We start from the raw sequence: 14275 nt of genomic DNA on the forward strand, positions 1-14275 counted from the left end.
AGCTGTCGGCCGTGACCGAGCAAACCAGTGTTGGGATCAACCATCAGAAAATCGAAACTGATCAGATCGTCACCGCCATGCATGAGATGACCGCCTCTGGGCAGGAAGTCGTGCGTAACGCCCGGCAGGCTTCGCAAGCCGCCACGGCCGCCGATGACAAGGCTCGCGAAGGCGATAAGGTCGTCGCTGAGGTGATAGAGCGGATCGAACATCTGGCCAGGGAGGTCGCCCGTTCCAGCGAAGCTGTGACAGTGTTGCAGCAAGAAAGCAAACAAATCGGCAGCGTCATGGGTGTCATCAAATCCGTGGCCGAGCAGACCAATCTGCTGGCACTCAATGCCGCCATCGAGGCCGCTCGCGCCGGTGACGCGGGGCGCGGTTTTGCTGTGGTGGCCGACGAAGTCCGTGGCCTGGCCCTGCGGACTCAGAATTCCACCGAAGAAATTGAAGGAATGCTGTCCGGCCTGCAGAGCGCTACCGAGCGGGTGACCCACGTCATGAGCAATAGTCGCAGCCTGGCCGAGAGCAGTGTCGAGCTGGCACGCAAGGCCGGTTTATCGCTGGCAAGCATTACTCGCACGGCGTCGGACATTCAATCGATGAGTCAGCGGATAACGGCCGCTGCCGAACAACAAAGCGTCGTGGCCGACGAGATCAGCCGCAGCATCGTCAGTGTGCGCGACGTGTCCGAGCAAACCGCCGCCGCCAGCGACGAGACGGCTGCCTCAAGCGTCGAGTTGGCACGGTTGGGAAATCAGTTGCAGATGATGGTCGGCCATTTCAAAATTTGAAGTGGAGGAAGTATGGGGTAGGGTTGGCCCTACAAGTGTAATCCTTTTTCCTGGTAAAAATCAGGCGCACCTGATGGTCTCTGCGCCTGACCCCCTGCATTATCGCCACTGTTTTGATATCGCCGCTTCCGAAAGTTGAACGGTGATCGTGTTGTCGCTGCGTTGCTCTTCCGATTGCCTGGATCGATCCCTGGCTTTACGAACTGCCCCGTCACGCGTTCATCACATATAAGGGGAGGGGCGTACGCTTGAGTCATGTTTCCTTGGCTATCCGGGAAGTTCCGGATGAGCAGTTGTTGATGTGTCAAGGAGGACTGTATTGGGTGGCTGTCGACCGTACCCGTGATGTCGAAGCGTTGGCGTTCCAGAGTCTGGCCGCCTTGCCCGAGCGGCACCGGGCGAGTCTGGTGTGGTGTGGTCATCACCCCGAGCAAATGATAAGCGCCTTGGGCGAACGGTCCGTGCCCGACGAGTTGCGGGTTTTCGAAGTGTCCAAGGCCGCCATTAGCGCGGCGCTCAAATCGCTGCCCAGTGAGTTGAAGCGTGCTGGAACAGTGCCGGGCAGCCTCGTATTGTTGATGCTGCCGACCAGTGGCTGGCAGGCATTCGACGCGGTGCAGTTGCGTCAATGGTGCAGCAGGGTAAAGCGCTGGTTGCGTGAACAACGTTGCACGCTCCTGGTGCTGTGCCATGGCGAGGCCCCCGATCTGCATGCCGAGCTGATTCGTCTCAATGAGCATTTGTCCGGTCTGGCGCAGTTGTATCGGCGAGACGGCGTTATCCACTATCAGTCGCATTTTTGGCACAACGAGCGAGGCGTCTGTGGTGCCCAGGCGTTCGAGCTCGATCTGCAAGCCTCGGGTTTTAGCCTGGCCCCGGCCGAACAGGCCGTCGCGCTGCCGACACGCACCGATGACCAGCGCATCTATCTTGCCCAGCGCGTCGCGCTGGAAGGTGCCACGGCACTGTCGGAACACTGGCGCATATTCGAACGGCGCATCGACCTGCTGGGGCAGGCGGCCCTGGCCCGCGCCGCGAGCGTTATCGTGGCTGTCGACAGCGATCAGCAGGTGGAAGTACTGGCGCGAGAATTGTACGAGCTGCGCGAGCGCTGCGGTACGGCGTTGAAAATCGTTATCCGGGAAATGGAGCCCTGCCTGCGCTATCGCGACGAGCGTCTGTTGATGTCGTGTGGGGCGAATATCATCGTGCCTTTCGGCATCGCGTTATCCCGATTCTTCAGCCTGTTGGACAGTGTGCAGGGGCAGGTCTGGAGGCGCGGTCGCCTGAGCGGTGACCTGGAGTCGCTCATCGAACGTCTGCGCGCGCCGAAGATGCGAGGCCTGTTGGCGCCCCGGGAGTTTCTGTCGGCGCTGGAGCAGATTTATGGCGGTGCCGCCGGTGAAGTCGAGCACCAATTGTTGCGGCTGCACCCGCGCCCGGCATTGACAATGGAGCATTGTCTGTACCAGCTAAGCCTGCGCCGGTTCGGCGACGTCGCCACCGTGGCGAATGGGGTTTTCTATCTGTTTCTATTCGCTTGTCGTAGCGATGGTCTGGAAGCGGCGCTGGGCAATATCTGTCGCCTGTCATGGCGCAACCTGTTCAGCGATTGCCAGACTCTCGCCGAATTCGATGACTTGCCGCATGAGGCGTTCAGCAATGCAGTCAGTCTGCCGCAGACGTTGCGTATGGCCCCGGACCGCACCGACACACCGCTGCGCACGCAAGCACAGTTGGGTGCCTACACACCACAGCGGATCACGCTGGCCATCGCGGATGCCTGTGAATGAATCTGTTTGAGTTGTTCCAATTGATTGCCGTGAGCAGTCTGTTGACGCTGGCGTGTGTGTGGCTGTTGCGCAGCGTTTGGCGTCAGGGGCAAGCATTGCTCCAGTCCTTGTTGCCGCCGCGCTATCTGAAACCCCGCCGCTCGCCTCGGCGCGCTTGCCCACCAGTGGTCCCGGAGGCGCCCCATGAGTAAGTTCGAGTCGGTGACTGGCGCGAGCACGGCGCGGGTCTGGCCCGGCCTGGGGCACTGGAATCTGTATTTCATCCTCAAGTTCGCGTTGCAGTGGGGCGGTTATCTGAACATCCAGGTATTGCCCAACCTGTTGTTCGTGGCTTTTTTGCTGATTCCCTTGCGCAAGCATTCCACAGTTGTCATCCGTCGATTGCTCGCTGTGCCGGTGGCCATGGCGCTGTTGTATCGAGACACCTGGCTGCCACCTCTGGATGAATGGGTTAAGTGGCCTTCGGTGATGGATTTTTCTTCCGACCATCTTTTGACGTTGGCCGGGAGCCTGGTCGACTGGAGCCTTTGTGGTTGGCTGCTGGTGTTGGTAATGGCGTACCAGTTCGTCCAGCCCTGGCTGCGCCTGACCACGCTGAGCCTGGCCGGCCTGGCGTGGTTGAGTGTTACCCATCCGTCGGTGTTGCCGCTCACCCACGGAGCAAGTTTGACCCGCGCCCTGGCCTCGGCAGACAAGGCCGCTCCTGTCGACGTTTATTTGAAGCAGTTTTACGACTCGGAGGCTGATCGGCGAGTCTCGTTCTTGCCTGCGACGGCTGCGGCTCAGCCTTTTGACTTGTTGCTGATCCACATCAATTCCATGTCCTGGGACGATCTGGATGCCGTCGGTTTGCGCGACCACCCGCTGCTGCGGCAGATGGATGTGCTGTTCGACCACTTCAACTCGGCCGCTTCCGACCAGGTCCCGGCGGCGCTTCGGCTGCTGCGTGCCGGGTGTGGGCAGCCAGCTCGCCGTGACTTGTTCGTTCCGGCGCCAGAGTCTTGCCTGCTGTTCGATGAACTGGGCAAGCAGGGTTTCGTCGGCCAGACGCTGCTCAACCACACGGGGCGTTTCGCGGGTTTTCTGAATGCCGTGCAAACCTTGGGTTCGCTGCCGGAGCCGGAAGTGGATGCCGGCCATTGGCAGTCAATGCTCTCAGGGCCGGACGGTTCGCCGGTGTGGCGTGATCGCGAAGTGCTGGGCGACTGGTGGAGACAGCGTCAAGCGCAGCCTGAGGCGCGGGTGGCGTTGTTCTACAACACCCAGACTTTGCACGAGGGTAATCATGTCGTGGCAGCCGATGGCAACATCCGTCGTGCCGACTACAAGGCACGAGCCCAGGTCCTGCTGGATGACCTGAGCGGGTTTATCGAGCAACTGGAGCACAGTGGCCGTCGCGTGGTCGTGGTGATGGTGCCTGGTCACGGCGCGGCCCTGCGCGGCGATCGCATGCAACTCCCCGGCATGCACGAGATACCCAGCCCGTCCATCACCCAAGTACCGGTTGGCATCAAGTTGATCGGCATGGGCCGTAATCCTCGGTCCATGCCGTTGCACGTCAGCGAACCGAGTAGCTATCTGGCCGTGGCGCAGCTTATTAACCGATTGTATGGCACGCCATCGCCAGCAGGGGGCGAGCAGCCTGACTGGCAACCGCTGCTGACAGGCCTGGCTCAGGCCCGGCTGGTTTCCGAAAGCGAAGGCAGCATCGTCCTCGATTACGCCGCAACTCCCTATGTACGGATTACGGAGAACGACCCATGGCTGCCTTACCGTCCGGTGTCCCAATGAGCGCCAGGCTGATGTCGCGCACCGAGCGGGCCGATGACATCGCGCGATTGAAGGTGGAGCTGCAATTGCCCGCCCTGAAATACGTCGACGTGTCGCTCCAGAGGGAGCTGCGCCGCGCCGTGGAGCGCTGGCCGTTGTTCGCCGAACTCGAGCAGGCACAGCGTGCGCCGGACGCGCGTGTGTCGTTGGCGCGTCGCGATGAACAGCCGGTGAGCGCATGACTTCGCTGGGGTTGTACGGACTACGGGGTGGCACCGGCAGCAGTTCATTGCTGGCGGCGCTCGGTTATGCCCTGCACACCCTGGAGCGGCGCGTACTGCTGGTGGACATGTGCCCGGAGAATCTGCTGCGCCTGCACTTCAATCTCGCCCTCACGCAAACCGATGGATGGGCCCGGGCCTTGCTCGATGGCCAGGACTGGACCGACCAGATCTGGAGTCTTGCGCCGAATTTGAGTGTGCTGCCCCATGGCCGTCTCATCGGCGCCGACCGCGCGCATCTGGAGCAAGCGTTGAACCACCGGCCCGGACTCTGGGCCCGGCGTATGAACGTCTTGGCAGAACATTTCGATTGGATCCTGTTCGATTTGCCTCGGCGCTCGCCTTGGCGGGATGACGCTGTGCCGTGCCAATTGCAGATTCAGGTCATCGAAGCCGATGCCGCGTGTCATGTGTTGCTGCAACAGCAGGAGGAGAGGGCGGACAGCCTGTTGCTCAATCGTTTTGATCCTGCCAGCCAGATTCAACGTGATCTCGCGTTGATCTGGCGTCAGCACTACGACGCGCGGCTGCTGCCGGTGACGGTACACAGCGATGAAGCGATGCGCGAAGCGCTGGCCTACAAGCAGCCGGTGGGTCGCTATGCGCCGGACAGCCTGGTGGCCCAGGACGTGCTGAGCCTGGCGATCTGGTGTCAGGCCCACCAAGGTGAGCTGAGGTGATTGCTCGTTGGTTTCCTTATGGGCAGTTGCGCGGCCAGCATGATTGCCCGCCGTCGGTCGCGCTGTTGCTGGCTCTGTGGAGTCTCTTGGCCTGGACGGTACTGCGTTTGGAATCACCCGCCTGGCGACAGTTGCTGGAGCATCGCAAACGCTGGTATCCGCAGTTAGCCGGCAAGACGCCGAGCATCGGCGATCCGTTGCGTTATGCCCTGCAGAGCCTCTGGTTACTGTTGGTACACCCCGTCGCGCCAGAGCGGAGTTCAAGCGCTTACCCATGGTGGTCGCGAGCCTCGGCGTTCCATCGAGCGTGGTGGGAGCGGCTGACCCAAACGCTTGAGCAACAAACCCGGCGTATTCGTGACCACTCACGCATCACCCAAGGCGTTCATTGGTGGAAAGGCCTGGAACGGCACCGCCAATGGCTGCTCGGTGGGTTTCTGTTCACCCAGTTGGTGCTGCTGACGCTGTTGTGCATCACCGAACCGTTCGGTTACGTAGAGCAACTGGTCTTCGCGCTTTTGCTCTGGGGCTTGGCCCTGCTGGTGCGGGGCATTCCCGGACGGTTCGCGACGTTGCTGATGGTGGTGCTGTCCGTCATCGTTTCCTGCCGTTACCTGTGGTGGCGCTACACCTCGACGTTGAATTGGGACCAACCCTTGGACCTGGCTTGCGGCCTGGGTCTATTGGCAGCGGAAACCTACTCGTGGATCGTGCTGATCTTTGGCTACATCCAGACCTGCTGGCCGCTGAATCGCGAGCCGGCGCAGTTGCCGGGCGACACCCGTCATTGGCCGACAGTCGATCTGCTGATCCCGACCTACAACGAGGACCTTTCGGTGGTGCTGGGGACGGTCTACGCCGCCCTGGGCATTGACTGGCCGGAAGACAAGCTGCGCATTTACCTGCTGGATGACGGCAAGCGCGAAACCTTCCGACAGTTCGCCGCCGAGGTAGGCGTCGGCTACATCATTCGTCCGGACAATCGCCACGCCAAGGCCGGCAATCTCAACCACGCCTTGGGCCGCATCGACGGCGAACTGGTTGCGATATTCGATTGCGACCACATGCCGGTGCGCTCGTTCCTGCAACTGACGGTGGGCTGGTTCCTGCGCGATCCGAAATTGGCGCTGGTGCAGACGCCTCACCACTTTTTGTCGGCCGATCCCTTCGAACGCAACCTCGCGGTGTTCCGCAACCGGCCGAACGAAGGCGAGCTGTTCTATGGTTTGATCCAGGACGGCAACGACATGTGGAACGCTGCGTTCTTCTGCGGTTCCTGCGCCGTCCTGCGGCGTTCGGCGCTGGATGAGATCGGTGGGTTCGCGGTGGAAACCGTCACCGAAGATGCCCATACCGCGTTGCGCCTGCACCGCCGGGGGTGGAATTCGGCCTACGTGCGTATCCCCCAGGCCGCTGGGCTTGCGACGGAAAGCCTGTCCGCCCACATCGGCCAGCGCATTCGCTGGGCTCGGGGCATGGCGCAGATTTTCCGTACCGACAATCCGCTGTTGGGCAAGGGCCTGACGTTTTTTCAGCGGATCTGCTACGCGAACGCGATGATGCACTTTCTCGCCGGCTTGCCGCGGCTGATATTCCTGAGTGCGCCCCTGGCTTTCCTGCTGTTGCATGCCTACATCATCTATGCCCCGGCGATGATGATCCTGTTGTACGTGTTGCCGTCGATGATTCACGCCAGCCTGACCAACTCGCGCATGCAGGGTCGCTTTCGACAGACGTTCTGGGGCGAGGTCTACGAGACCGTACTGGCCTGGTACATCGCCCGCCCGACCACGGTGGCGTTGTTCAGCCCGAACAAGGGCTCCTTCAATGTCACCTCCAAGGGCGGGCTGATGGAGCACAATCGGTTCGACTGGAAAATCGCCCGGCCCTACCTGGTCCTGGCGGGGCTGAACATCATCGGATTGGGTTTTGCCTGCTGGCGTTTGTCCACTGGCCCGGCCAATGAAATCGGTACGGTGCTGGTGAGTTCGCTGTGGGTCATCTACAACCTGCTGATCCTCGGCGCCGCGGTGGCAGTGGCCGCCGAGGTGCGTCAGGTGCGCCAGACGCATCGAGTGCAGACGCGGTTGCCTGTCGCAGTGCGCCTGGACAGTGGCCACTCGTACCCTGGCATGCTGGTGGACTATTCCGATGGCGGTGTCGGCGTGGAAATCGATGTGCCGCTGGCGCTGCCGGTCGGTGGTCGCATTTCGTTGTTGATGCAGCGCGACAAGCGGGAATTCATGTTCCCCGGCCTGGTCTGCCGTAGCCATAAGCAATTTGTCGGTATCAACTTCGCCCATCTGTCCACCCGGCAGAAAATTGATTTCGTGCAGTGCACCTTCGCTCGCGCCGATGCCTGGTTGAATTGGGGCGATAACTATGTGCCGGACAGGCCCCTGCACAGCCTGATCGATATCTTCAAGCTCGGTACCAAGGGTTATTTCCAGCTTTATCAATTCCTGCCGTTATGGGTCCGCCGTGTGGCCGGTCCGCCGTTGCGGCTGGTGGGATGGCTGTTGAGTTACCTGCCGCGGATGCCGGCTTCATTTCTCTCGTCTACCTCTCGTTCTGTGAGCCCATCATGAGTCGCTATTCGCGTAGATCCCTGTTCGTCGGCCTGGCGCTCCTGGCCTCTGCTGGTGTCCAGGCCCAAGGCCTGGTAACGCCTTCCGTGGGCGCGCCATCGCTTGAACCGGTCCCCAACTGGAGCAATACCTATAGCTTCAGTCAGTTGGGCCAGCCCGGCGACAATCTGCTGCTGGGCATCCATGACAGTGAGCAGATCGAGTTCTCGTTGCGCCGCGACCGTATCGCCAGCGATGCGAGCCTGCGGCTGGAATACACCCCGTCGCCGGCATTGCTGCCGGTGCTGTCCCATCTGCGGGTCTATCTTAATGACGTGCTGGTCAGCACACTGCCCATCGAAAAAGACCAACTCGGGCGCAAGACCTTCCGCGATGTGCCGTTCGACCCATTGTTGATCACCGATTTCAACCGGGTGCGCCTGGAGTTCATCGGCCATTACACGGACATTTGCGAAGACCCGGCCAACAATGCGCTATGGGTCAATATCGGGCGCCGCAGCGAGATCGAACTGCATGAACAGGCGTTGTCGCTGAAAAATGACCTGGCGTATTTCCCCCTGCCGTTTCTCGACGCGCGGGGCCAGGAAAAACCGACATTGAGCATGGTTTTCGCAACTGCGCCGACATTGGGCGAGCAGCGCGCGGCGGGCGTCCTGGCGTCCTATTTCGGCAGTCGAGCCGGCTGGCGAGGCATGCGTTTGCCGGTGCTGTTCGACCAGTTGCCAAAGGCCGACGACGGTAGCGCGACCACGCCGGCCATCGTCTTTGCGACCAACGACCACCGTCCGTCATTCCTGGCTGACCTGGAGCGTTTTCCAAAGGTGCAAGCCCCGGTGCTGCAGATCATCGAGAACTCTCGCGCGCCGCACAGCAAAGTGTTGCTGGTGTTCGGTCGCAATGATGAGGATCTGCTCGTTGCAACGCGGGCGCTGGCCCTTGGCGGGGACTTGTTGCGCGGTTCGCGGGTGACGGTGGACAAGGTGCAGCAACTGCAACCAAGGCAACCCTACGACGCACCCAATTGGATTCGCACCGACCGTCCGGTCCGATTCGCCGAGCTGATCAGTTACCCCGGGCAACTGCAGGCGAGCGGTCTACGGCCGGCGCCGATCAGTGTTGATCTGAACCTGCCGCCGGACCTTTTTGTCTGGCGTAGCCTGGGCATTCCGCTGCAGCTCAATTATCGCTACACCCCCAGCGTCGTCACGGATGAGTCGCGGCTGAACATCAGTCTTAACGATCAATTCATCAGCAGTTTTCCGTTGCCCGCCAATGACAGTTCGAAGCTGCAAGGGCTGAGGCTGGCGGTGCTGTCCAGTGATCCGGCCAACCCCATCGAGAAGGTGTTCGTTCCTGCGTTGAAAGTCGGTGAGCGCAACACGCTGCGTTTTGACTTCAATTTCGCCAGCACGATCGGCGGTGCCCAACGCGATCATTGCCAGACGAGCTTGCCGTCCAGTAATCAGTCGGCAATCGACGAAGCCTCGACGCTGGATTTGTCCGGCTATCACCATTTTATCGCTATGCCGGACCTCAAGGCTTTTGCTCGCAGCGGTTTTCCGTTCAGCCGCATGGCCGACCTGTCGCAAACCCTGGTCATGGTGCCGACCCAGGGCAGCGCCGTACAGATCAGCACCTTGCTTGAAACCCTGGCAACCATCAGCGCGCGCTCAGGTGCGCCGGCGCTGGGCCTGCAATTGTCCGATGATTGGGGCGTGGCGGCCCGCACGGACGCCGATCTGCTGGTGTTGGGAGGGTTGGGCGCGGGCGTTGGCGACAGCGCGAATGCGAACCTGATGCTCAATCAACTCAACGATTGGCTGCTGGAACCTTCCAGCCAGATGCCGAGCGGCTCGTCGGCGCGCGTCGGGCAGCTCAATGACATCAGGGAGCAGGCGGCCCACCGGGTCGAGGTGTCGGCCCAGGCGCCGATTGCCGCGTTCGTCGGCCTCAAGTCGCCGTTCCATGAACAGCGCAGCATCGTTGCGCTGCTTGCTCACGACGATGCTGATTACCAATTGCTGCGCGATACGCTCGCCGACGGCGCGAAGATGGACGCCGTGGCGGGGTCGGTAGCGCTGCTACGCAGCAGTGGCGTGGAGAGCAGCCAGGTCGGCGAGCAGTACTTCGTCGGGCATCTGCCGTGGTGGCTGTTGCTCTGGTTCCAGCTCTCCGAACACCCGGTGCTGTTGGCGATGACGGTGGTGCTGATCGTGCTGCTCATTGCATTCATGTTGTGGCGCTCGCTCAGTTGGATCGCCCGGCGGCGCCTGGCGGGCCGGGAGTGATGGGCGTGAGAGGACTCCTGGTGTTGATGTTGACCTTGAGCGTGATGGCCCCGGTAAAGGCGGCGCAGTGCGGTTGGCCAGCCTGGGACGGTTACCGGCAGGCGTTGATGAGCCCGGAGGGACGGGTGATCGACGGGGCCACCGATCAGCGGATCACCACTTCGGAAGGGCAGAGCTATGGCCTGTTCTTCGCTTTGGTGGCCAATGATCGGGTGAATTTCGAGCGGTTGTTGCGCTGGACCCAGGACAATCTGGCCGGCGGCGATTTGTCCCGGCGATTGCCGGCCTGGCAATGGGGCCGTGACAAGCAGGGGCAGTGGAAGGTGCTGGACGCCAACAATGCCAGCGATGCCGACTTGTGGATCGCCTACAGCTTGTTGGAAGCCGGTCGGCTGTGGCGCCGGCCTGACTATGAAAAGCTGGGGCTCAATATGCTCTGGCTCAGCGCGGCGCAGAGCATGCGCAAAGTGCCAGGGCTGGGGCTGATGTTGCTGCCGGGTGGACAGGGCTTCGAGAGTGCCGACAGTTGGCGCCTGAACCCTGGTTACCTGCCGCCGCAACTGCTGGCGCGCTTTGCCCAAGTGGCGCCGATCTGGGCCGAGCTCGCCGAAAATTCGCAACGGTTGCTGATCGAAGGTTCCCCCCTGGGTCTGGCCCCCGACTGGCTGTCGTGGCAAGCGGAGCAGGGGGGGGTGGTCGATAGCGTGACGGGCCCCAAGGGCAGCTACGACGCCATCCGAGTCTACCTGTGGCTCGGCATGCTGGCCGAACAAGCACCGGGCAGGCATGAGTTGTTTGAGCATTTTCAACCCATGCCGACGATGATCAAGCGTTTGGGGGCTGTGCCGGAAATACTCGATACCCGCGCCGGCACCGATACCGGCAAGGGCCCCGTGGGTTTCTCCGCGGCCATGCTGCCGATGCTCGCCGGCACACCTGATGGCGGCGAAACCTTGAAGATCCAACGTGAACGGCTGCGTCAGGAGCCGCCCGCGCCCGACGCCTATTACAACCAGTCCCTGGTCTTGTTCGGACAAGGCTGGGACGAACGGCGCTATCGTTTCGACAAGCAAGGGCGGCTGCTGCCGAACTGGGCGGGCGCATGCAAAAAATAACGAGGTGGGCGCTGTTGTTGGCAGGGTTGTCTGCGCCTGTCATGGCCCAGTCGACCGGTCCCGTTGACCAGCAACAACGGTTCCTGGAGCAGATGCGTGTCGGCGAGGCGCTTTATCGCGAAGACCTGGTCCGTGACGCCTTGGCGCGCCTGAATCTGATGGCCCCCGATCTGCCCCAAGTGTTGGTCGCCGGGATCCGCCAGGCGCTGCTGCAACAGGACCAGGCGCAGGCTGAGCGACTGCTGGAGCGGTTACAGCGCCAGGCGCCGGATTCTCACGAACTGCTCCAGGCCCGAAGCCTGTTGACGCTGCAAAGCGTGGATGGACAAAAAGGCCTGAGCCAGGCGCGCAAGTTGGCCCAGGCGGGGAAAGCGCAAGAAGCCGTCGGGGCGTATCGGCAATTGTTCGGCGATGCCCCGCCGGATCTTTCCAGCGCGCTTGAATATTGGCGGGCCCGCAGCGCCGTGGCCGGGCAGCAAGCAATCGCCCTGGAGCACTTGCAATCGTTGGATCGCCAGTACCCGGGAAATGTCGGGTTGCAACTAGTGCTGGCCAATCTGTTGATCGCCCAGAAAAGAGACGCACAGGGCCTGGCGATCCTGCATCGCCTGGCGAGCAATCCCCTGGCAAGCAGCGCTGCGGCCGAACAGGAATACAACTATCTGGGCCACCTGCCGGTCAGTCCCGCGAGTGTGGAGGGCTGGCAGGGCTTCTTGGCTCATTATCCCGATTCGCCACTCAAGGACGCCGCCGCCGGTCAACTGCTGCGCCAGCAACAACAGTTGGCTGATCCTGTCTGGCAGGCGGCGGCCAAACGCCGACGCGTGCTGAAAGCCGTCGATCATTATTCGGTATGGCTGCGCCAGGGCGACCAGGCCTTGCAGCGCAAGGACCTGGCCGCAGCCGGGACGGCCTATCGGCAGGCGCATAAGGTGAAACCAAATGACGCCAGGGCGTTGATCGGACTGGCCGCCGTCGCCCAGGCCAACGCCGATGACATCGGCGCCGAAGCCTTGCTGTTGCAGGCGCACCGGTTACAACCGGACAATCTGGCGGTGACCTGGCCGCTGGTGCATCTGTACCAGCAGCAGTCGCCGCAAAAGCTTGAGCCGTTTCTTGACAGCTTGCCCCCTGGGCAGCCGCGGGATCTGCTCGCGTTACGCCAAAGCCTGCGTCTCGTGCGCTTGAACGCCTTGGCCGATGCCGCCACGCAACGGTCCGACTGGGCCGAGGTCAGTCGCCTCCTGCTGGAGGCCCGGCCGCTCGACGAGGACAATCCCTGGTTGGCTTTGCGGCTGGCCAAGGCACAACGAGCGCTGGGGCAAACGGGGGCGGCCGATGACAGCCTGCGCCGGTTGCTCCAGCGCCAAGGGAATAATCCCGAGGCACGCTATGCCCAGGCCCTGTACCTGAGCGCCGATGGGCGAGACAGCGAGGCTTTGCAGGCGTTGGCGCGCATTGCGCCGAAGGCCTGGAGCCCGCCCATGCATGAGTTGAACGAACAGTTGCAACGTCGCCGATCGTTGGCGCAGGCCAATGCATTGCACGACGACGCGCGGCTCAATGCCGGGCATCAACCGCAACGGGCATTGGACCAATACGCCCGGGGGATGGCGGCAGTGGGCTTGCTGACCGCCGCCGAAGCCAGCCCACGGAATGACCGTGCGCTGACCCTGGCCAGTCGGAAAAAGGACGGCGATGATGGGTTGCCCCGCCGCTTGCGCGAGGAAGTCGATGCGCTGTATCAGCAGCAGAATCCGACCGTACACCTCTACCGCGACATCGCCTGGCGTTCCGACAACACCACGCCGGGCACGTCCGACCTGCTGGCCCAGACCTCCATCTTGCGCATCGACGCCCCCGTCGCCGCAGGGCAGGGTTTTGTCCAGGTCGAAAACATCGATCTCGATGCAGGTCATTTCGACACCGAGGTCGACGGCCTGCAACGGGCGCGGTTCGGCACTTGCGCGATCCGCCTGCGCGACCGGGCAAGCGGGGCCGTGGTGTCCGACGGCTGCCGGAGCGACACCCAACGCGCCCGTGGCAATACCTTGGCCGTCGGCTGGCACGATGAGCACTGGGCCTTGGATGTCGGCCATTCCGCCGAAGGCTTTCCCGTCTCGAACTGGTTGGGTGGCGTCAGCTTTGCCAGTGACGGGCACACCCTGAACTGGAAACTGACGGCGTCTCGCCGCCCGGTGAGCGATTCGCTGCTGTCTCATGCCGGTGCCGTCGACCCTGTCAGCGGCGTGCGTTGGGGCGGTGTTACCAGCAATGGCCTGAGTCTCGACGTCAGTCATGCCACCAGTGCCGTGGATGGTTTCTGGGGCAGCCTCGGCGCGCATTGGTTGCGCGGCGAAAATGTGGCCGATAACCAACGACGCTCCGCCATGGGCGGCTACTATTACCACGTGATCGATCGCGCCGACGAACGTCTGACCTCCGGCCTGACCCTGATGTATTGGGGGTATGACAAGGACCTGAGCGAAGTCACCTTGGGCCAGGGCGGTTACTACAGCCCCCAGCGATATTACTCGGTGGGCGTGCCGTTGAACTACGCCTGGCGCAGCGCCGATTGGTCGGTGCGCCTGGACAGTTCGTTCGGCTGGTCGTACGCGCGGACCGAGGCCAGCGCGCTTTATCCGCTCGAAGGCGCGGGGGCCAAATGGCTGAATGGTGTCGAACAGGCGGGCTTGATTGCCGACGATATCAGCCAGGTGAAAGCCGGGAGCAGCACCAGCGGCGCCAACGTTCGTTTGCAAGGGTGGGTGGAGCGTCGTCTGTCCGACCACCTTGTGCTGGGCGGCGGCCTGGCGTGGCAACACAGTGAGGATTACGCGCCGAGTCGCGCGCAGCTTTACTTGCGCTACACCTTCGATCCTTGGCAGGGCAACTTGCCTTTGCCGGTGGAACCTATAACGCCTTATGCGCAGATGCGCTGATCGTCAGGTCTTGGGCGGGTCAATCGC

10 protein-coding genes are annotated in these 14275 nt (G+C 62.2%); all 10 read left to right on the forward strand.

All coding sequences use genetic code 11. From position 1 onward, the window contains the following. The first annotated feature begins 77 nt into the window (after positions 1-77). The 10 genes from FBY04_RS33355 to FBY04_RS27010 all read left to right on the forward strand — a co-directional run bounded on the left by FBY04_RS33355 (position 78) and on the right by FBY04_RS27010 (position 14248). Positions 78-791 carry a methyl-accepting chemotaxis protein gene (locus FBY04_RS33355; protein WP_371927872.1) on the forward strand — a complete coding sequence of 238 codons (714 nt, stop codon included), beginning with the start codon at positions 78-80 and terminating at the stop codon, positions 789-791. A 263-nt stretch (positions 792-1054) separates the two neighbouring features. Then, on the forward strand, positions 1055-2584 hold the full coding sequence (gene bcsE, locus FBY04_RS26970) for a cellulose biosynthesis protein BcsE (RefSeq protein ID WP_256667178.1): 1530 nt from the start codon (positions 1055-1057) through the stop codon (positions 2582-2584). Next, positions 2581-2775 (forward strand): cellulose biosynthesis protein BcsF, encoded by a 195-nt coding sequence (bcsF, locus tag FBY04_RS33360; RefSeq protein WP_145318219.1) that lies wholly within the window; start codon positions 2581-2583, stop codon positions 2773-2775. The genes bcsE and bcsF overlap by 4 nt, the downstream gene beginning before the upstream one ends. Continuing rightward, the gene (gene bcsG, locus FBY04_RS26980) at positions 2768-4375 is read left to right on the forward strand and encodes a cellulose biosynthesis protein BcsG (RefSeq protein WP_145318222.1); all 1608 of its coding nucleotides are present in this window, start codon (positions 2768-2770) and stop codon (positions 4373-4375) included. Before bcsF ends, bcsG begins: the two co-directional genes overlap by 8 nt. Continuing rightward, a complete protein-coding gene (gene bcsR, locus FBY04_RS26985) occupies positions 4345-4596 on the forward strand; it encodes a cellulose biosynthesis protein BcsR (RefSeq protein ID WP_145318225.1) in 252 nt (83 codons plus the stop codon). Before bcsG ends, bcsR begins: the two co-directional genes overlap by 31 nt. Beyond that, positions 4593-5315, forward strand: a complete 723-nt coding sequence (bcsQ, locus tag FBY04_RS26990) for a cellulose biosynthesis protein BcsQ (protein WP_145318227.1) — start codon at positions 4593-4595, stop codon at positions 5313-5315. The genes bcsR and bcsQ overlap by 4 nt, the downstream gene beginning before the upstream one ends. After that, positions 5312-7903, forward strand: a complete 2592-nt coding sequence (gene bcsA / locus FBY04_RS26995) for a UDP-forming cellulose synthase catalytic subunit (protein WP_145318230.1) — start codon at positions 5312-5314, stop codon at positions 7901-7903. Before bcsQ ends, bcsA begins: the two co-directional genes overlap by 4 nt. After that, positions 7900-10191 (forward strand): cellulose biosynthesis cyclic di-GMP-binding regulatory protein BcsB, encoded by a 2292-nt coding sequence (gene bcsB / locus FBY04_RS27000; protein WP_145318233.1) that lies wholly within the window; start codon positions 7900-7902, stop codon positions 10189-10191. Before bcsA ends, bcsB begins: the two co-directional genes overlap by 4 nt. Next, positions 10191-11306: a cellulose synthase complex periplasmic endoglucanase BcsZ gene (gene bcsZ / locus FBY04_RS27005; protein WP_145318236.1), complete on the forward strand. Its 1116-nt coding sequence runs from the start codon at positions 10191-10193 to the stop codon at positions 11304-11306. The genes bcsB and bcsZ overlap by 1 nt, the downstream gene beginning before the upstream one ends. Before the next feature lie 41 nt (positions 11307-11347). Continuing rightward, positions 11348-14248: a cellulose synthase subunit BcsC-related outer membrane protein gene (locus FBY04_RS27010; RefSeq protein ID WP_256667177.1), complete on the forward strand. Its 2901-nt coding sequence runs from the start codon at positions 11348-11350 to the stop codon at positions 14246-14248. Positions 14249-14275 lie beyond the last annotated feature (27 nt).

This window comes from Pseudomonas sp. SJZ080 (assembly GCF_007828295.1).
Lineage (GTDB): Bacteria > Pseudomonadota > Gammaproteobacteria > Pseudomonadales > Pseudomonadaceae > Aquipseudomonas > Aquipseudomonas migulae_A.